This is a genomic window from Variovorax sp. 160MFSha2.1 (assembly GCF_048305075.1).
Taxonomy (GTDB): domain Bacteria; phylum Pseudomonadota; class Gammaproteobacteria; order Burkholderiales; family Burkholderiaceae_C; genus Variovorax; species Variovorax guangxiensis.
The window spans coordinates 1,061,569-1,078,886 of sequence record NZ_CP157624.1 but is presented as its reverse complement, the minus strand read 5'-3'; the positions used below and the strand labels follow the sequence as shown (position 1 = coordinate 1,078,886).

Here is a 17,318-nt window from a genome sequence, read left to right as displayed (position 1 = left end):
CTCACAAGGACAAACCATGAACACGAACAACCCCATTCCCGCCTTCGGCCTCGGCACCTTCCGCCTGAAGGGCCAGGTGGTCATCGACTCGGTGAAGAACGGCCTCGACGTGGGCTACCGCGTCATCGACACGGCGCAGATCTACGGCAACGAGGCCGAGGTGGGCCAGGCGATCGCTGAAAGCGGCGTGGCCCGCGAGAGCCTCTTCATCACCACCAAGATCTGGACCGACAACTACGCCAAGGACAAGCTGGTGCCCAGCCTGAAAGAAAGCCTTGCGAAGCTGCGCATAACCCAAGTCGACCTGACGCTGATCCACTGGCCCTCGCCCGGCAACGCGGTACCGGTGGCCGAGTTCATGGGCGCGCTGGCCGAGGCCAAGGCGCAGGGGCTCACCAGGCACATCGGCGTGTCGAACTTCAACATCGCACTGATGAAGGAAGCCATCGCGGCCGTGGGCGCGCAGAACATCGCCACCAACCAGATCGAGCTGCACCCCTACCTGCAGAATCGGAAGGTGGCCGAGTTCGCGAAGAGCGCGGGCATCCACATCACGTCTTACATGACGCTGGCCTACGGCAAGGTGCTGGGCGATCCGGTCGTCGAGGCAATTGCCAAGGCGCGCAACGCCACCGCCGCACAGGTGGTGCTGGCGTGGGCGATGCAGATGGGCTATGCGGTGATTCCGTCGTCCACCAGGCGCGCGAACCTCGAGGGCAACCTGAAGGCGCTGCAGCTGACGCTGACGGACGCGGAGATGGCGCAGATTGCGGCGCTCGACCGCAATGAGCGGCTGACAGACCCGGCCGGTCTGTCGCCGGCCTGGGACTGAACTCCCTTCACGCTTGCTTCCCTTCAGCCTGCGTTGCCTACGGGCCTGAACCCCCAGGCCTGCGCCCGGAACCCGGTGAAGCTGATGGGCCCGGCCACGGCGCTGGCTTCCACCTTGTTGTCGGTGAGCCCGATGACCAGCGGCGCGTTCGAGTTGCTCGCCCCGAGCTTGCTCTGGATGTACCAGTAGCCGGGCTCCTCGGTGGACAGCAGGCTCCAGAGTTGCCTGTCGGCATTGGCCAGGTCGACGGACGTCATCACGACGGGCGTGGGGACTACCGTGGAGCCGGGCTGCAGCGTCAGGACGAACCTGGTGTCCATCAGCGTCTGCAGGTACCACCAGCCCGGCGCATCGGGCGAGGGAACGAACAGCCATTGCTGGTTGCCGGCCTGCGGCACCTTGAGCGTGTAGCCGATGACGCCAGCGCCCTTGGCGGGGTTGTTGCCGCTCACGTCCAGCACATAGTGGCCGTCGGGCAGGTACTGGATGTTGTACGGACCGAGGTCCAGCTTCTCGATGGGAATCGCGGGTGAGGATGCTGGCGCTGCAGCACCTTTTGAGGTGATCGACATCGTCGTTTCTCCTTTCCTGGAATGCGTTTGCTTTCTTGCCTGCTTGCAGGTGGTGCTCAGCCGAGCGCGTGTTCGACCCAGTACTTCTGCACCAGGGCTTCGGCATACGCGGTGTCCGCGTTGGCGCCCTTGTCCTGCAGCAGCTGCAGGGCCTGCGGGTAGACCGTGTTCTCCGGCACGAAGAAGGGCAGCGTCGGGTTGATGTTGGTGTAGCGGTCGCCCAGCAGCATCTTGGCGAGCATCGGCATGAGCTCGGTCGAAGTGCCGTTCAGGCTCATGTCGAGCACCGGCGACGACTTCACCTGGTTCATGAGGAACGGCGGCGAATTGTTGAATGGGTTCGCAGTGCCGTTCATCCACTGGTCGGCGCCCCAGTTGTGGGTGTCGCTGGCGATCCAGTCGGGCATGTAGCCGGTGCCGAAGGTGATGGCCGTGATGTCTTCCAGCGCATGGCCCGCCTTCACCGCCAGCGCAATCGCCGCGACTGTCGGGTCGTGGTTGAAGAAGCAGCCGTCGACGTTGCCTTCGAACGAGCCCAGCTGCCCGGGCATCGCGCCGCTCGAAGTGGCCGCCTTCGCGATCTCCACGTCGCCGTGGTCGGGGATCATGTTCGTGTACATGACCGGCTGCCACGGTATGGCCGTCTGCACCGAGTTCTGCACCTCGAGCCCGCCGACGTTGAAGGTGACGAAGAGCACCTTCTTCGTGACGATGTCCTGGACCTTCGTGGTGCCATGCAGCGCGAACTGCGAGGCGTAGACCTCGTCGATCGAATACGCGGGCTGCTTCGGATCGGTGTTCATCTTTTGGTAGAACCCAATCTCCCCGTTCTGGGAGGTGAAGAGATCGATGATGTCCTGAGGCGACTTGCCCGCCAACAGCTCGCTCGTGATGATCGAACCCGTCGAACAACCCGCGATGAGGTCGGTGTTGTCGATGATCTGGGGGTACTTCGCGTACAGCTTATTGAGCACCGATACAGGCATCAGCCCTCGTATGCCGCCGCCTACGAACGAGAGGATGGTGAATTTCTGCGTTTCCGCCATAGCCAACTCCTTTCAAGAGAAATGACTTCCATGAAATGACTTCCCGGCCGGGGAAGCGGAGTCTGGGCGTTCGCGATGTTTGCCGCTACGAGTGGAATCCCGTTCAATCCAACTCTGTAATTCCGCAAGCCGCGCAAGCTTTCGGAATGAAACCTGGAGCGACTGAAATTGCCGCGAAGGTTCTCTTCTTCATGCGGCCCGATCGCAAAGCGCGTCGAGCGCGTACCTAAGTTCGCGCTCTTCGTTCGCGGTCATTGCGAGCACGAGGGTGCGGAATTCGACCTTGTAGCAGGGCAGCATCAGGGCTGCTGTGAGTGCGTGAGTGCTGTTGCGGTCGAGTGCGACGTGCGCGTTGCACGCCATCACGCTTCGATGGATTTCGAGTGCACGCGCGACGCGGTTGGAAGGCGGCTTCGTCGTACTGCTGCCGCTGCTGCTTCTGGTGATGAACATTGCGAGCTCCTCTTGGCGCGCTTCGAATGGCGCCGTGAGGTCACTCTATTGAGCGGCTGGCGAAGTGGTGAGTAACAACATCGTCGTGAATCCGGAAGGCGAACTCCAAGGCCGCCAAGGATCGCGCCAAGTCGTAATTCCAGCCTTTCGTGAGAAATTTCTGAGCGATTGACGATAGACAACTGTGTTAGCGCGCCCGAGCTCATACAACTCCTCGTCATTCAATGGGAGCGTATTGACGCTTGAGGCACATCTTGAACAAGCATCTTCGATTTCTGGGCGCTTTGACTCTCGCCCTCGCAATGCTCAGCCCGGTCGCCGCGCTCGCATGCAGCCCTATCAAGGTTTTCTATGTGTACTTCGAGCGCGACTCGGCGACGGTATCCCCCGATCAGATCCTGAAGCTCGACGCCTGGATGCAGGAGCTTCGAACTCGGTACGTCAACCACGAAGCGATCTATATCGGAGCGTCTGTAAACCCGGAAGAGCGAGACCACGACCCCAAGGGCCTGAGCTTGGAGCGGGCACGCAACGTGGCTCGCGTTCTTCGAGAAGAACTGCGCTTCAGCGCCAGGATCGCCCTTCCCAAGAGCGGCTACGTTGCCGACCCTGCGTCTCTTTCGAACGGCCCCACCGAAGACTCACGAGTTCTTGGGGTGCAGCTCGACTTCCTGCCGGCTTGCCCGCATGAATGCACCTGCCAGTTGGGCGATCCGCTCCATACGCAGCAGACTCCTCGCTGACCGCGCAGCGATCGGTCCAAGAAGCTCAGGAAGCCCTGCGCGTCGCAGCCCAGTCCGAAAGAATCCGCACCGCCTCATGATCCATCTTCTGCTCCGCAGGCAGGCTTCGCTGCGCCAGCGTCGCACCAGCCTCGGCGCGCAGCGCATCCACATCGATGGGATGCCGCGCCGCCACCGTCACACCCTCGAAGGCCTCGCCCGACTGCGCCAGCGAGGCCGCGTAGTAGAGCTTCGCGATACCCGCGATGTGCATCGCCGCCACACACATCGCGCAGGGCTCGCACGAGGTGTAGAGCTCGCAGCCGCGCAGGTCGACGGTGCCGAGCTTGCGGCAAGCATCGCGGATCGCTTCGACCTCGCCGTGCGATGTCGGGTCGTGATGCGCGACGGAATGGTTGAAGCCTTCGCCGACGATCACGCCGTCCTTCACGACGACGGCGCCGAAGGGCTCGGTACCGGGCTCGCTCAGCGCTTGTGCAGAAAGGGCGATGGCCCGTTGCATGAAGTGTTCTTGGTACATCGTGTTCAGACCTTTCTGGTGGCCGCGCCTTCGAGCGTGGCGATGGGTGGTGCGCCGGCCTGGGGGCCGCGCGCATCGAAGAGGCCTGCGGTGGCTGCGGCGTAGCGGCGCGGATCGAAGCGCAGCACGAGCGGCAGCAGCGCCACCACGACGGCCGCGAGGTAGGCCCACGCGAGCGTGAAGCCGCCGGTGTGTTCGCGCACCCAGCCAGTGACGAAGGGCGCGAGCGCGGCGATCATGAAGCCGACGCCCTGCATGAAGCCCGCGAGGGCGCCGGCCTGTGCGGGGTCGGGCAGGTGATCGAGGGCGAGCACCATGCACAGCGAGAACGCGCCGCCGAGGCCGAAGCCCAGCACGATGGCGATGGCGACTGCCGGCACGGGTGCGTCGAAGGTCAGCGCGCAGAAGCCGGCCAGCTGCGCGGCGAGCGTGAGCACCAGCCAGGGCCGCAGGTCACGCCCGCGGCTACGGGCGATGGCTGGCATGGCGAGTGCTGAGACCACCTGCGCGGCCGTCATCAGCGCGAGCACCGATCCGCCCTGCTGCGCGGTCCAGCCCTGCTGTGCATAGAAGTGCGGCAGCCACGCGACGAGGCTGGTGTAGCCGCCGTTGATGAGGCCGAAGCACGCGGCCAGCAGCCATGCGCGGCGGCTGGCGAAGCAGCGCAGCCATGAGAGGCCTTGTCTTGGCGCGTCGGTGGTGAATTCCAGGCGCCGCATGTTGAGCCAGTACAGCAGAGCGAAGACGGCGAGCAGCGACCAGATCGACAGGCCCGCGTGCCAGTCGGGCTGCGCGCCGCCGAATGCATGCGCCACCCATGGGCTGGCCATGGCGCCGAGGCCGCCGCCACCCATGATGGCCGCGGAGTAGAGCCCCGTCATCACGCCGATGCGCGCCGGGTAGGCCTGCTTCACCACGCCGGGCATCAGCGCCTGCACCAGGCCCACGCCTGCGCCGGCGAGTGCGGCGCTCCACAGCAGTGCCGCCGCGCCGCCAGCCACGTACCGGCTCGCACAAGCCAGGGCGATGGCCGCCAAGCCGAGCGCGACGCCGCCGCGCGCGCCGATGCGCTGGTCGACCGCCGCACCGAAGAGCGAGGTGGCGCCCATCGCGAACATCGGCAGCACGGTGAGCAGCGCCACCGCATGGAAGCCGATGCCGGTCGCGAGGCGGATGGGTTCGAGCAGCGGGCTGCTCGAGGTGAGAAAGGCGCGCAGGTTCAGCGCCACTAGCACGATGACGATCGCGAAGGCGATGCCTCCGTCACGACTGCGCCCCGCCCTCACAGAGACGCCACATCCGCCTGCAGCACGCCGTTGCGCGCCACGATGCGGCCACCCGCCACCACCAGCTTGCGCACGGGGCGCGAGACCACGGCGTGCGCGACGGTCTGGGCATCGACCAGCACCAGATCGGCGCGGCAGCCCGCTTCGAGCCCGTAGGCTTCGAAGCCGCAGCCGCGCGCGCCCGAGTGGGTGACGGTGTCGAGCGCCACTTCGATCTCGTCGTCGCGGCGCAGGTTGTAGCGCAGGCCGATGATCATGGCGCGCTCGAGCATGTCGGGGTTGCCGTAGGGCGACCATGTGTCGCGGATGCCGTCGTTGCCGCCGAGCACGGCCACGCCGGCCTGCCTGCAGGCCATGAGCGGCGGCACGGTGCGCGAAGGCGGTGCGCTGGTGACGAGCACCACGCCGAGCTTGGCCATGCGCGCGAGCAATGCCTCGCGCTCGCGTTCGCTCACGTCGCCAAGGCAGAAGCCGTGGCTGATGGCCACCTTGCCCTGCATGCCCAGCGCCTCGGTGCGCTGCAGGATCAGGTCGAGCGAGAAGGCCCCCATGGCGCCGGGCTCGTGCAGGTGGATGTCGACCGGGCGCTGGTGCTTGTGGGCGATGCCGAAGAGCACGTCGAGCGACTTCACCGGATCGCCGTCGATGGCGCAGGGGTCGAGGCCGCCGAGCACGTCGGCGCCCATCGCCAGCGACTGGCCGAGCAGCTCGGCCGTGCCCGGACGACCCAGCAGGCCCGACTGCGGGAAGGCGACGATCTGGATCTGCTGCTGCTTGCTCAGCGCCTCGCGCGTGCGGATGGTTCCTTCGAGGTGGCGCAGGCCAGCCTGGGTGTCGACGTCGACGTGCGTGCGCAGCCGCGTGGTGCCGAGCGCGAGAAAAGCCTTGGCCAGCACGAGCGACTGCGCGGCCGCGTCGTGCCCGCTGCTGTGGCGGAAGGCGCGCTCGTTCTCGATCTTGTCGATGAGGTTCACGCCGACTTCGTTGCGGTACCAGTCCATGCCCCACATCGTCTTGTCGAGGTGCGTGTGGCCTTCGACGAGGCCGGGCAGCAGCAAGGCGCCGTGGCCTTCCTCGACGGTGGCGCCGGCCGGCGCGGCAAGCGCCGGGCCGATAGCGGCAATGCGGTCGTCCTGCACCAGCACGTCGACGGGGGAGGCACCCATGGGGCGCACGTTGCGGATCAGGAGCGATGGCATGTGGGGCGGTCCGTTTCTCTATCTGTCTATGGCTGTCAGGCAGGCTGGGCTGCGATGGCGCGGCGGGTCGTGTTCGGTGTGAGCAGCGCCACCACGACGAACACCAGCGCATTCGTCGCCAGCGCCACGAGCCCGGTGTTGAGCGACTTGAAAACGACCGGCGCGGCCGGGAACAGCGTACCCAGGTTGGAGCCGGTGGTCATCATGAATCCCAGCACCGCGCCGCCCGCCAGGATGCCGGCGAAGGCCGCGTGCCTGTTGCCGAAGGGCTTCTTCATGAGGCTGAAGAGCAGCGAGGGCAGCAGCTGCGTGAGCAGGCTCGAGGCGAAGATGGCCACCGACACGATGGTGGTGCCGCCGCGCAGCACGAAGTACACCGCCACCAGCGCGAACACCGGCAGCACCCAGCGTGCGACGCGCGACACCTGCTTGTCGGTGGCGTGGGGCGCGAAGCCTTCCTTGTAGACGTTCTTGCCGATCACGGTGGAGGCGGTGAGCAGGATCATCGAGCCCGGCACCAGGGCCGTGAGCACGCCGGTGCCGCCGATCACGCCGACGAACCACGGGTCGAAGGTGTGCTTCACGAGGCCGAAGAGGGCCAGGTCGACGTCGGAGCCCTTGAGCCCCGGCACCTGCAGGATGGCCGCGAAGCCGACCAGGAACAGGAAGGCGATGACCACCTGGTACAGCGGCATCAGGATGGTGTTGCGGCGCACCGCGCTCGCGCTCTTGGCGGCGTACACCGAGGTGAGGTTGAACGGGTAGAGGTAGTAGCCCAGCGCCGTCAGCAGGATGGTCGAGTTGTACCAGGTGAGGTTCAGTCCTTCCTTCGGAAATTCGAAGAAGCTGGGGTTCGCCGCATGGATGGCGGTGAACATCGGCGTGACGCCGCCGTAGTAGTGCCACGGCAGGTAGATGCCGAGGAACACGGCGAGTGCGAGGATGAGGATGTCCTTCACGATGGCGATGCTGGCCGAGCCGTGGATGCCCGAGAACAGGATGTAGCTGACCATGACCAGCGTGCCGATCCAGATCGCCACCTGCGGCGCGATGGAGCCGTACGAGGCCTCCGACACGATGATGCCGAGCCCGCGCAGCTGGATGGTGAGCAGCGCGACCATGCCCATGAGCGCCACGATGGACACCAGCACGCCCAGCGCGCGGCTGTCGTACTTGTGGGCGAAGAAGTCGGAGAACGACACCAGCTTGTTCGCGGTGGCGTAGCGCCAGATGGCCGGCAGCATCCAGAAGGCCATGAGGTAGGCCAGCCCACCGTAGGCCAGGATGTAGAAGGCCGGCGTGCCCTTGCTGTAGGACCAGCCGCTCGCGCCCAGGAAGGTGAAGGTGGAGAACGATTCGCCCGCCATCAGCAGGAACACCATGATGGCGCCGAGCCCGCGCCCGCCGAGCGCCCATTGCTCCAGGCTCATGGTGCGGCCGCGCCGCGCGAGCACGGCGAGGGCCAGCGCGCCGACGACGAACAGGGCGATGACGCCGAGTGCCACGTTCATCGCGCGCCTCCGGTCGAGGAAGAAGGCGCGTCGATGTCGCCTTCGGCACGGTCGATGACCACCATGATCAGTGAGGTCAGCACCAGCCAGCTGACGTTCCACACCATCAGGAAGGGCATGCCGAGCACGAAAGTGGGGGCGACGGAGGACAGCCATCCCCCGCTGAAGAAGGCGGCGACCGGCAGTGCGGCAAGCCATTTGGCGGATTTCATGGAGGCCTCGATTCTTGTCTCGGGTTGGGATTTTCTCGAATTTTGGTTAACCATACAGTTTTATTTGGTTAACCAAACGGAGGCGGATGGTACGGAGCGCGGGGTGCCGAGTCAATCCGGGGGCTTTCCCTGAGGCTGCCGGACGCAGGCAATAATCCGGCTGCCTATGCCCTCCGCCGCCCGCAAATCCCCAGCGACAGCCCCCTCCCCCGAACTCACGGAAGCCGACGATGCGAACGTGGACGAACGCGTCTACGGCGCCGTCTCCAAGGCCTTGCTGAGCGGCAAGCTGCGCCCCGGCACGCCGCTGCGCGAACGCGCGCTGGCCGAGGCGCTGGGCTGCACGCGCGGCGCGGTGCGCAAGGCGCTCGCGCGGCTGGGCTCGGAAAAGCGGCTGGTGCTGGAGCACAACCGCGGCGCCTTCGTGCCCAACCCCTCGATCGACGACATGCGCGGCATCTATCGTGCGCGCCGCATCGTGGAGGCGGGGCTGGTGACCACGCTGTTCGGCAACCTTTCGCGCGACCAGGTGGCCGCGCTGCGCAAGCACGTGCAGGCGGAGCAGAAGGCCTTCAAGGAAGGCCGGCGCGAAGACGCGGTCAGGCTGGCCGGCGACTTCCACCTGCTGCTTGCGGAGATGGCGCAGAGTGAAGAGCTGCTGTCGTACATCAAGCGGCTGATCTCGAACACCGAGCTCTACAAGGCGCTCTACGACTCCGCCGAGGCCGCGAGCTGCGCACCGCGCGAGCATGAACAGATCATCGAGGCGCTGGCCACGGGCAAGTCGCTCGACAAGGCGCTGGCGGTGGCGCTGGAGCACCTCGACGAGCTGGAACAGCGGGTGATCGCGGGGGCGGCAGCGGAGCAGGAAGTCGACCTGGCGACGCTGCTGAATGGCGGCGGCGCCGGCGGCAGCAAACCGCACGCGCACGACCACTGAGGCATCCACGCTTCGCTCGCGGCCGAAGTGTGGCCGCGCCGGTGAGGGAATGATCGGCGCACCATGCACGCATCCACACCCTCTTCCATCGACAAGCCCCGCACCAGCCTCGCCCTCGAATGGGCCCTGCTCGCGCTGCTCGCCACCTGCTGGGGCGCCTCGTACACCTTCATCAAGATCGGCGTCGCGACGATCCCGCCCGTCACGCTGATCGCGGCACGCACGCTCATCGCCGGCGCGCTGCTGCTTGCGGTGCTTCACATGCGCGGCGTGAGGCTGCCGACGGAGCCCGCGACGTGGGGCCGCTTCGTGCTGCAGGCCTGCCTCAACAGCGTGCTGCCCTTCACGCTCATCGCATGGGCGGAGCGCAGCGTCGACGCGGGGCTGGCGACCATCCTCAACTCGACCTCGCCGATCTTCATCTTCCTGCTGGGGCTGGGCCTCGGCGGCGCCGACAGGCCCACGTTGCGCCGCCTGTTCGGCGTGGGCGCGGGCTTGGCGGGCATCTGCCTCATAGTGGGCTTCGAGGCGCTGAACGGGCTCGGGCATTCGCTGCTCGCGCAGCTCGCCCTGGTGGCGGCGGCCGTCTGCTACGGCTGCGCGGCGATGTTCGGCCGTGTCTTCAAGGGGCTGGACCCGATGGTGCCGGCCGCCGGCTCGCTCGTGAGCGGCGCGGCGATGCTGCTGCCCGCGAGCATCCTCATCGACCGGCCCTGGACGCTCTCGCCGTCGGCCGCGTCGATGGCGGCGGTGCTCGCGCTCGCGGTGCTCTCCACGGCGCTTGCCTTCACGATCTACTTCCGGCTCATCAAGACGCTCGGGCCGATGTCCACCGCCGCCCAGGCCTACCTGCGCGTACCCATCGGCGTGACGATCGGTGTGGTGTTGCTCGGCGAGACGCTGGCGCCCACAGCATGGATAGGACTGGCCTGCGTGGTGACCGGCGTGGTCGCGATGACGATGCCCGAGACGAAACTTTTGCGCCGCTGAGCGCAGTTTTTACGCGGCGTTTAGATGGCCGCCCCTACGCTGCCGGCTCCTCCATTCGTCAGCGATTTCTTCGATGAAAAACCTTCTGCGCATCGCACTGCCGATGCTCGTTCTTCCCACCCTGGGCGCCCTGCCGGTGCTCGCGAGCGCACAGCTCAGCGGCAATGTGTCGCTCACCACCGACTACAAGTTCCGCGGCCAGGACCAGGACATGCTCGGCAAGAACGACTACGCCAAGACCAGCGCCTTCAAACCCGCCATCCAGGGCGGCTTCGACTACGCCTTCGGCGACAGCGGCTTCTACCTGGGCAACTGGAATTCGAGCGTCAACTGGCTCAAGGGCAACAGCATCGAAAGCGACATCTACGGCGGCTACAAGTTCAAGGCCGGCCCCTTCGACATGGACGTGGGCGCGCTCACGTACATCTACCCGGGCAACTCCTCGGGCAACACCACCGAGCTCTACGGAAGCGCGGGCTACACCGACGAGACCATCGGCTCGTTCACGCTGAAGTACTCGCACACGGTGTCGAAGGACTACTTCGGCTATGCGGGCAACAAGGCCGGCTCGGGCCTCAAGGGCACCAACACCGGCTACCTGAACCTCGCCTACAGCAAGGAGATCGCGCCCAAGCTCACGCTGAAGGCGGCCGTGGGCTACACGAACATGTCGAGCGACATCCGCAGCCTGGGCTACAAGAGCTACGTCGACTACAACGTGGGCGCGAGCTACGACTTCGGCAACGGGCTCTCGCTGGCAGGCTCGGTGCAGGGAGCCAACAGGCAGAGCGCGTATCTGTCCGTGAGCAATCCGGGCATCGACCTGGGCTTCGGGCCGTTGGGCAGGCAGACCTACTCGCCGAACAAGGCGCGCTTCATCCTCACGCTGACGAAGACGCTCTGAGCACCAGCATCAGTCGATGCTGATGTTCGCCGCCTTCGCGACCTCGGCCCACTTCACCCGGTTGTCGTGCACGGTCTTCTTGAACTGTGCCGGCGACTCGATGCGCACGGTGTTGCCCTGGCTCTCGAAGCGCTCGCGGATCTCGGGCGTATCGAGCACCGCCTTCACCGCCGCGTTGAGCTTGTCGACGATCTGCGGGTCGGTGCCCTTGGGCGCGAAGATGCCGAACCAAATCGAGCTGTCGAAGCCCTTGGTGCCGGGCAGGCCGCTCGATGCGATGGTGGGCACCTCCTTCACCGCGGGCACGGCCGCCGCGGTGGTCACGCCCAGCAGGCGCACCTTGCCGGCCTTGTAGTGCGGCAGCACGGTCTGCACCTGGTTCATGATGCAGCAGGTCTCGCCGCGCACCACCGACGTGATGGCCTCGGGGCCGCCCTTGTAGGGCACGTGCACCATGTTCAGGCCCAGGCGCGAATTGAACTCGGCAAAGGCCATGTGCGTGCCGGCGCCGTTGCCTGTAGACGCATAGTTGTACTTGCCGGGGTTGGCCTTGACCAGCTCGACGAATTCCTTCAAGGTCTTGACGTTGATCACGTCGGGATTGATGGTGAGCACGTTCGACACGTCGAGCACCGGCGCCACCGGCACGAAGTCGGCCTCCACGTCGAAGGGCAGCTTCTTGTAGAGCGCGGCGTTGCTGCCGTGCGTGGCGGCGGTGCCGAAGGAGAGCGTGTAGCCGTCGGGCTTCGAATGCGCCACGTAGTCGCTGGCGATGTTGCCCGCGGCGCCCGACTTGTAGTCGATGATGACCGGCTTGCCCAGCTGCTTCGCTAGCGGCTCCTGGATGGTGCGGGCCACCACGTCCACGCCCGAGCCGGCCGGGAATCCCATGATCAGCGTGACGGGTTGCTGCGGCCAGTCGTGCGCCGCTTGCTGGGCGAAGGCGGCGGTTGTCGCCAGCGAGGCGGCGGCCAGCAGCATGGTGCGACGGGCGGGCAGGGCGAATCTGGCAAGACGGGTGAATGGAGAATGAGCCATGGCAGTCTTTCGGTCGTTCAGTCTTTTGTCTTCAATACAGACGGTGCACGCGCATTGTGGCGCGCGGCTGATGCCCGATTCCATATGAGCTTATGCGCGACATGCAGGTATCGCGCCTGCTCCCGATAATCGCCCCATGGTCCGCTCCACCCAACAACTACACGCCCCACGCGAGCCCGCGCCCCTGCGCCCGGCCGCCACGGTGCTGCTGCTGCGCGACAGCGCCGCCGGCATCGAAGTGCTCATGACCCGCCGTTCCGCCACCGCCAGCTTCGCGCCCGGTGCCTACGTGTTTCCCGGCGGCCACATCGACGAGGCCGACGAGGCCGCCAAGCGCATCGCCACGCGCCGCCCCACGCAAAGCCGTGTACAGCGCACGCAGGCCATCGCGGCCATCCGCGAGGCCTTCGAGGAGCTGGGCATCCTGCTCGCTCACCGCCAGGCCGACGGCCAGCCGGTGAGCGCAGACGAGGTCGCCTCGATGGACCGCGGCAACACGGCCGGCACTGCCTTCGCCGACCAGTGCGCCGCGCGCGGCCTGGTGCTCGATTCCGACCGCGTCTTCACCTTCGCGCACTGGATGACCGACCGCGACCTGCCGCGCCGCTTCGACGTGCCCTTCCTGGTGGCGCGCATGCCCGAGGGCCAGGTGCCCACCGCCGACGAGAGCGAGCAGTTCGAGCCCTGCTGGGTACGCCCCGCCGATGCGCTCGCGCGCCACGAGGCCGGCAGCTTCTTCATGATCTTCCCGACCGTGCGCACGCTGCAGCGCATGGCCACCTACGCCACGGTCGACGGACTGCTCGCCGCCTGCGCAGGCGAGGTGCCGCTGTGGACCAGCTGCCCGCGCGCCGGCCTGCTCAAGGGCGAGGACGCGCGCTACATGGAGCACGAATCGCCCTACGGCGAACTCGCGATGGTGTGCCCAGACGGCCAGATCGCGCATGCGCTCGACTGGCAAAGCGAAACCCCGGTGCCGCTGCTGAAGAACGTGACGCGCCTGACCGCGCCCAACGCCAGCATCATGACCGGCCCTGGCACCAACAGCTACATCGTGGGCGACGCGGCCACCGGCTACATCGTGATCGACCCGGGCCCGAACGACTTCGACCACATCGGCCGCCTGTGGCGCGCCACGCATGGCGACATCCGCATGATCGTCTGCACTCACTCGCATGCCGACCACTCGCCGGGCGCGGCGCCGCTGCAGGCGCTGTGCAAGAACGCAAGCAAGCCGCCGATCCTCGGGCTGGCCTCGAAGCCGACGGCACGCTCCACCGCGCGCTTCACGCCCGAGCGCGAACTGGCCGACGGCGAGCGCCTGGTGCTCTCGGGCACCACCGAAGCGGGCGAGGCCGTCTCGCACACGCTGCGCGTGATCCACACGCCCGGCCACGCGGCCAACCACCTGTGCCTGGTGCTGGAGGAAGACGGCCTGCTGTTCTCGGGCGACCACATCCTCAATGGCAGCACCACGGTGATCGATCCGCCCGACGGAGACATGGGCGCGTACCTCGATTCGCTGGACACGCTCGACAAGGCCTGCGGGGCGGGCGGCATCGACTTCATCCTGCCCGCGCACGGCTACGTGATCGGCTTCGCCCGCACCGCCATCGGCATGCTGAAGGCGCACCGGCTCAAGCGCGAGGCCAAGATCGCGGCGGCCATGCAGAAGCTGCCCGAGGGCACGCCCGACGACTGGCTGCCGCTGGCTTACGACGACGTGCCCGAACGCATGTGGCCGGTGGCCGCGCGCTCGCTGGCTGCGCATGTGGCGCACATCCGGCAACTGGCCGCGCATCGATGAGCGGCATGGCGACTACCTCGCCCGTCGACGGCGAAGGCATCCGCCTTGCCAAGCGCGTGGCCGCGCAGGCCGGCGTGTCGCGGCGCGATGCGGAGCTGCTGATAGAGAACGGCGCGGTGCGCGTCGACGGCGTGCAGCAGACGCTGCCGCAGTCGCGCGTGCTGCCGCACCAGCGGGTGGAGATCGAGGCCGGCGTGAAGCCGCAGCCCGTGGAGCCCGTCACATTGCTCCTGTACAAGCCTGCCGGCATGCCCACCGACGCCGCGCACCAGCTGCTTGTTGCCGCCAACCACCACGAGCCCGAGCGCGCCGGCCTGCGCTTCCTGCCGGCGCATGCAAGGGCGCAGCGCTGCATGACGCCGCTGGAGACCGGCGCGAGCGGGCTGGTGGCGTTCACGCAGGAATGGCGCGTGGAGCGCAAGCTGCACGAGGATGCCGCCTTCCTCGAACACGAAGTGATGGTGGACGTGGCCGGCCCGGTGAGCCCCGAGGTGCTCGCGCGGCTCGAACGCTCGCCGGCGCGAGTGAGCATCGGCCGGCAGGCCGAGGAGCAGACAGGCCTGCGCTTCGCGCTCAAGGGCGCGCGGCCGGGGCAGATCGCCCACATCTGCGACGGGGTGAACCTGCGGATACTGGCGATGCGGCGCATCCGCATCGGCCGCGTGCCGCTGGCGGGGCTGCAGCCAGGCCAGTGGCGCTACCTTGCACCCCACGAACGCTTCTGACAACAACAGCAAGAACAAAAAAAGAAGAAAAACCGTCGAGAAGAGAAGACAGAGGACGACAACGACGATGCACCGCATTCGCGCGGCCCGCAATTTTCAGCCCGCGGCCTCCAGGGGCCGCCCTCAGGGAGAGACTGAGTCATGAAGTTCGCTACACCGGGCGCCGCCCTCGCCTGCACCGTGCCGCTGGCACTGGTGGCGGGGTGCTCCTACCTCACGCCCGCGCCGCCGCCCCCGCCGCCGGCACCGCCGCCGCCCGTGGTGTCGAAGGACGGCCTCGCGCCCATCACCGAGCAGCAGGTCGAGCGCATCCGCGAGGCCATCGCCAGCAAGCCGCCGAGCCCGGCCGTGGGCAAGGTGGTGCGCAGCGCCTCGCCGACCATCGAGTCCTTCGTTCGCACCGAGGGCTGCATCACGGCGCGCAACGGCGCGGTGCTCAACCCCTTCGCCGCGCCCGGGCGCCTGTTCGACGGCACCGGCTTCCAGGGCGGCCCGATGGCCGAGATGCAGTACCACGACAAGACCGCCTGCGTGACGGTGAAGCGCATCCAGAACTGGAAGATGGTCTCGCCCAAGCTGCTGCGCTTCGAGGTGGTCTACGTGGGCGACGACGGCGAAGAGCGCGCCGTCAAGCGCCACGAACTGGTGCGCCAGCCCAAGGGCGGGTGGCTGTTCACGCGCTGAAGTCTCTCTCCTGCTCGCGCGAAGGCCGGGACAAACCCCAGGAGCAGCGCCTTTTTGCACACTCGCGAAGGCTCGCGCGTGCAACATTTGTTGCGCCAAACGTAACGGCATGTACGATTCGCGCCGGCCTGAAGGTCCAGACCTTGGCCGAAGCCCCGTTGCCAAAGCCTCCTGCACATATCTAGAGAGGTGCGGCGACACATTCGAATCACATGTCCGAGGGAGAAACCCATGTTCGCTATCCGCAGCGCCGTCATACCGGTGTTGGCGTCGTTCCTGTTCGCCGGTTGCACGCATCTGCCGGCTACCCAGCCGGTCAAGCCTGAAGTCCTGAGCGCTCTCCAGCCCGTCGAGGTGAAGGTCGGGATCAATCAGCCCGAGCTGTACGCGGCGTTCGTCCGCTCGACTGCGGGAGCCTCCGGCGCCGCGGCCTGTGCGGCGGTGCCAGGATTCGGAATCCTGCTGGCTGCGGCCTGCGGCGGCGCGTTCGGCGCGGTGGACGCGAGCGTCAACGCAGCGCGGGCCAAGGCTGCCGAGGAAAGCGTCCGCCCGCTGAAGGACGAGCTGGTCGACGTGAGCTTCGACCAGCTCATGCGCGAGTCGATCACGCAATCGCTGCAGACGGTGCCGGGCATGCAGCTCGAGAGCGTGGCCATCACCAAGACCGTCACCACGGATGCCTACGAAAACACGTTCAAGGCCTCGAAGTCGAATTCGGTGATGTTCATCAACCTCGACTACCACCTGTCGACCGATTTCTCTACGCTGGAAGTCTCGGCACGAGGACTGATCTATCCGCGCGGTGCCACGGCTCGCAAGGCCGCCAAGTTGCCGACGTCGATTTCGACGACACCCTCGGAGCCCGCGCTCGCACTGCAGAACGCGACCTACCGCAGCAACATCATCTATCGTGCGAAGCACCCGGCGGCGGGCGACGACGCCACGAAGAACATCGCCGCCTGGAAGGCGGACAACGCCCGCTTCCTGAAGATGGCGCTGCAGGACGGCATTGCGCAATCGACGGCACTCCTGGCCGCCGATCTCCAGAGCAAGCATCCCGTCTATGCGCCGGCAACGGCCAAGGTCGATGTGCCTCCTGGCCTGAAAGCCAACCTGGTGTCGCAAGGCAACACGGGCAAGCTGCTTCGCTATCCCGATGGATCGCTGTACTTCGACGCGGCGCTGGCCAACGTCGTGGCCGCGGCGCCGCCGGCAGTAGCCGCTGCTCCCGCTGCGCCCGCAACGGTCGCAGCCGCCGATACCGCATCGGCCGCCGCGGTGCCCACCGCACAGCCCGCTACGGACACGGCGGCGAAGTGACGCGCGAGGAATGGCGCCGCGCCGCCTGCTGGGTGCTGGCGGTGCCGCTGCTCGTGGCGGGCTGTGCGTCGGAAAGGGTGACAGGTCTGCAGCGCCGGACTGCGGCTGCGCAACCGGGTACTTCGGTGCCTGCCTGCCCCTTCTCTCTCGGTGCCATCGACGACCGGCGGGACGCGCAGAGCCTTGGACAGATGGGCCGCACGCATATCGACGGCGTTGGCTTCGACGAGTGGTTCAGGGCCGGCATTGCATCGATTCCCGGCTACACGCGCGATGCTGCCGCGCCAACCCTGCGCATCACGGTGCTCAAAGCCTACGTGCACGGCCTCATCACACTGAAATCCGCCAACCTCGTCGTGCGCGTTCAGCTTCCGCCGGATGGCTCCAGTGCCGCGACCACGAAGACCTATCGCGGCTTCGACGACTCGATCAATTGGTCCACGTCCGAGAGCGAGATCCAGCAGGCATTCGACGCCGCGCTTGACAATCTCACGGCGCAGATCGGCGCGGACCTGAAGAAACGCTGCAGGGCCTGA

At 66.8% G+C, this 17,318-nt stretch carries 19 protein-coding genes; 10 read left to right on the top strand and 9 right to left on the bottom strand.

Annotated elements, in window-relative coordinates; genetic code table 11:
* Positions 1 to 16: 16 nt before the first annotated feature.
* Complete coding sequence (gene dkgB / locus ABL838_RS04650) at positions 17 to 832, top strand: 2,5-didehydrogluconate reductase DkgB (protein ID WP_418124439.1); 816 nt, start codon at positions 17 to 19, stop codon at positions 830 to 832.
* Positions 833 to 855: 23 nt separating this feature from the next.
* Here the strand turns inward: dkgB and ABL838_RS04645 are convergent, their stop codons facing one another.
* The 3 genes from ABL838_RS04645 to ABL838_RS04635 all read right to left on the bottom strand — a co-directional run bounded on the left by ABL838_RS04645 (position 856) and on the right by ABL838_RS04635 (position 2,903).
* Positions 856 to 1,404 (bottom strand): RICIN domain-containing protein, encoded by a 549-nt coding sequence (locus ABL838_RS04645; protein WP_126021455.1) that lies wholly within the window; start codon positions 1,402 to 1,404, stop codon positions 856 to 858.
* A 56-nt stretch (positions 1,405 to 1,460) separates the two neighbouring features.
* Positions 1,461 to 2,450, bottom strand: a complete 990-nt coding sequence (locus ABL838_RS04640) for a patatin-like phospholipase family protein (RefSeq protein ID WP_126021456.1) — start codon at positions 2,448 to 2,450, stop codon at positions 1,461 to 1,463.
* A 189-nt stretch (positions 2,451 to 2,639) separates the two neighbouring features.
* A complete protein-coding gene (locus tag ABL838_RS04635; RefSeq protein WP_418124437.1) occupies positions 2,640 to 2,903 on the bottom strand; it encodes a hypothetical protein in 264 nt (87 codons plus the stop codon).
* A 254-nt stretch (positions 2,904 to 3,157) separates the two neighbouring features.
* Here ABL838_RS04635 and ABL838_RS04630 point away from each other — a divergent pair, with 254 nt between their 5' ends.
* Positions 3,158 to 3,646: a hypothetical protein gene (locus ABL838_RS04630; protein ID WP_418124436.1), complete on the top strand. Its 489-nt coding sequence runs from the start codon at positions 3,158 to 3,160 to the stop codon at positions 3,644 to 3,646.
* 25 nt (positions 3,647 to 3,671) lie between these two features.
* Here the strand turns inward: ABL838_RS04630 and ABL838_RS04625 are convergent, their stop codons facing one another.
* Genes ABL838_RS04625 through ABL838_RS04605 form a run of 5 tightly spaced genes read right to left on the bottom strand, consistent with a single transcriptional unit; the run spans position 3,672 to position 8,374 of the window.
* Complete coding sequence (locus tag ABL838_RS04625; RefSeq protein WP_418124435.1) at positions 3,672 to 4,166, bottom strand: nucleoside deaminase; 495 nt, start codon at positions 4,164 to 4,166, stop codon at positions 3,672 to 3,674.
* A gap of 5 nt (positions 4,167 to 4,171) precedes the next feature.
* Positions 4,172 to 5,401, bottom strand: a complete 1,230-nt coding sequence (locus tag ABL838_RS04620) for a cyanate transporter (protein ID WP_418124433.1) — start codon at positions 5,399 to 5,401, stop codon at positions 4,172 to 4,174.
* 47 nt (positions 5,402 to 5,448) lie between these two features.
* Positions 5,449 to 6,651, bottom strand: a complete 1,203-nt coding sequence (locus ABL838_RS04615; protein WP_418124432.1) for an amidohydrolase family protein — start codon at positions 6,649 to 6,651, stop codon at positions 5,449 to 5,451.
* A 35-nt stretch (positions 6,652 to 6,686) separates the two neighbouring features.
* Positions 6,687 to 8,162, bottom strand: coding sequence for a sodium:solute symporter family protein (locus ABL838_RS04610; RefSeq protein ID WP_418124430.1), 1,476 nt, complete (start codon positions 8,160 to 8,162; stop codon positions 6,687 to 6,689).
* Positions 8,159 to 8,374 carry a DUF3311 domain-containing protein gene (locus ABL838_RS04605; RefSeq protein WP_007832390.1) on the bottom strand — a complete coding sequence of 72 codons (216 nt, stop codon included), beginning with the start codon at positions 8,372 to 8,374 and terminating at the stop codon, positions 8,159 to 8,161. Before ABL838_RS04605 ends, ABL838_RS04610 begins: the two co-directional genes overlap by 4 nt.
* Positions 8,375 to 8,540: 166 nt before the next feature.
* Between ABL838_RS04605 and ABL838_RS04600 the strand changes: the two genes are divergently transcribed.
* The 3 genes from ABL838_RS04600 (at position 8,541) to ABL838_RS04590 (ending at position 11,208) form a co-directional block, all read left to right on the top strand.
* On the top strand, positions 8,541 to 9,314 hold the full coding sequence (locus tag ABL838_RS04600; protein WP_418124428.1) for a GntR family transcriptional regulator: 774 nt from the start codon (positions 8,541 to 8,543) through the stop codon (positions 9,312 to 9,314).
* Between the two features lie 63 nt (positions 9,315 to 9,377).
* Positions 9,378 to 10,304, top strand: a complete 927-nt coding sequence (locus tag ABL838_RS04595) for a DMT family transporter (RefSeq protein ID WP_418124426.1) — start codon at positions 9,378 to 9,380, stop codon at positions 10,302 to 10,304.
* Positions 10,305 to 10,377: 73 nt separating this feature from the next.
* Positions 10,378 to 11,208, top strand: a complete 831-nt coding sequence (locus tag ABL838_RS04590; protein WP_418119144.1) for a TorF family putative porin — start codon at positions 10,378 to 10,380, stop codon at positions 11,206 to 11,208.
* Positions 11,209 to 11,217: 9 nt separating this feature from the next.
* Here the strand turns inward: ABL838_RS04590 and ABL838_RS04585 are convergent, their stop codons facing one another.
* Positions 11,218 to 12,189 (bottom strand): Bug family tripartite tricarboxylate transporter substrate binding protein, encoded by a 972-nt coding sequence (locus tag ABL838_RS04585; protein WP_418125833.1) that lies wholly within the window; start codon positions 12,187 to 12,189, stop codon positions 11,218 to 11,220.
* Between the two features lie 193 nt (positions 12,190 to 12,382).
* Between ABL838_RS04585 and ABL838_RS04580 the strand changes: the two genes are divergently transcribed.
* From ABL838_RS04580 to ABL838_RS04560, 5 genes are all read left to right on the top strand, one after another.
* The gene (locus ABL838_RS04580; RefSeq protein ID WP_418124424.1) at positions 12,383 to 14,053 is read left to right on the top strand and encodes an MBL fold metallo-hydrolase; all 1,671 of its coding nucleotides are present in this window, start codon (positions 12,383 to 12,385) and stop codon (positions 14,051 to 14,053) included.
* Positions 14,054 to 14,058: 5 nt separating this feature from the next.
* On the top strand, positions 14,059 to 14,778 hold the full coding sequence (locus tag ABL838_RS04575; protein WP_184634642.1) for an RNA pseudouridine synthase: 720 nt from the start codon (positions 14,059 to 14,061) through the stop codon (positions 14,776 to 14,778).
* 141 nt (positions 14,779 to 14,919) lie between these two features.
* Positions 14,920 to 15,462, top strand: coding sequence for a hypothetical protein (locus ABL838_RS04570; protein ID WP_126021470.1), 543 nt, complete (start codon positions 14,920 to 14,922; stop codon positions 15,460 to 15,462).
* A gap of 231 nt (positions 15,463 to 15,693) precedes the next feature.
* Entirely contained in the window at positions 15,694 to 16,782 is a 1,089-nt protein-coding gene (locus ABL838_RS04565) for a hypothetical protein (RefSeq protein ID WP_418124422.1), read from the top strand.
* Positions 16,779 to 17,318, top strand: a complete 540-nt coding sequence (locus ABL838_RS04560) for a hypothetical protein (protein WP_418124420.1) — start codon at positions 16,779 to 16,781, stop codon at positions 17,316 to 17,318. Before ABL838_RS04565 ends, ABL838_RS04560 begins: the two co-directional genes overlap by 4 nt.

What these genes read in the sequence shown, in the direction of transcription:
- dkgB (WP_418124439.1), top strand. Translation starts at nt 17, where the DNA reads ATGAACACGAACAACCCCATTCCCGCCTTCGGCCTCGGCACCTTCCGC.
- ABL838_RS04645 (WP_126021455.1), bottom strand. Translation starts at nt 1,404, where the DNA reads ATGTCGATCACCTCAAAAGGTGCTGCAGCGCCAGCATCCTCACCCGCG.
- ABL838_RS04640 (WP_126021456.1), bottom strand. Translation starts at nt 2,450, where the DNA reads ATGGCGGAAACGCAGAAATTCACCATCCTCTCGTTCGTAGGCGGCGGC.
- ABL838_RS04635 (WP_418124437.1), bottom strand. Translation starts at nt 2,903, where the DNA reads ATGTTCATCACCAGAAGCAGCAGCGGCAGCAGTACGACGAAGCCGCCT.
- ABL838_RS04625 (WP_418124435.1), bottom strand. Translation starts at nt 4,166, where the DNA reads ATGTACCAAGAACACTTCATGCAACGGGCCATCGCCCTTTCTGCACAA.
- ABL838_RS04615 (WP_418124432.1), bottom strand. Translation starts at nt 6,651, where the DNA reads ATGCCATCGCTCCTGATCCGCAACGTGCGCCCCATGGGTGCCTCCCCC.
- ABL838_RS04610 (WP_418124430.1), bottom strand. Translation starts at nt 8,162, where the DNA reads ATGAACGTGGCACTCGGCGTCATCGCCCTGTTCGTCGTCGGCGCGCTG.
- ABL838_RS04605 (WP_007832390.1), bottom strand. Translation starts at nt 8,374, where the DNA reads ATGAAATCCGCCAAATGGCTTGCCGCACTGCCGGTCGCCGCCTTCTTC.
- ABL838_RS04600 (WP_418124428.1), top strand. Translation starts at nt 8,541, where the DNA reads ATGCCCTCCGCCGCCCGCAAATCCCCAGCGACAGCCCCCTCCCCCGAA.
- ABL838_RS04595 (WP_418124426.1), top strand. Translation starts at nt 9,378, where the DNA reads ATGCACGCATCCACACCCTCTTCCATCGACAAGCCCCGCACCAGCCTC.
- ABL838_RS04590 (WP_418119144.1), top strand. Translation starts at nt 10,378, where the DNA reads ATGAAAAACCTTCTGCGCATCGCACTGCCGATGCTCGTTCTTCCCACC.
- ABL838_RS04585 (WP_418125833.1), bottom strand. Translation starts at nt 12,189, where the DNA reads ATGCTGCTGGCCGCCGCCTCGCTGGCGACAACCGCCGCCTTCGCCCAG.
- ABL838_RS04580 (WP_418124424.1), top strand. Translation starts at nt 12,383, where the DNA reads ATGGTCCGCTCCACCCAACAACTACACGCCCCACGCGAGCCCGCGCCC.
- ABL838_RS04575 (WP_184634642.1), top strand. Translation starts at nt 14,059, where the DNA reads ATGGCGACTACCTCGCCCGTCGACGGCGAAGGCATCCGCCTTGCCAAG.
- ABL838_RS04570 (WP_126021470.1), top strand. Translation starts at nt 14,920, where the DNA reads ATGAAGTTCGCTACACCGGGCGCCGCCCTCGCCTGCACCGTGCCGCTG.
- ABL838_RS04565 (WP_418124422.1), top strand. Translation starts at nt 15,694, where the DNA reads ATGTTCGCTATCCGCAGCGCCGTCATACCGGTGTTGGCGTCGTTCCTG.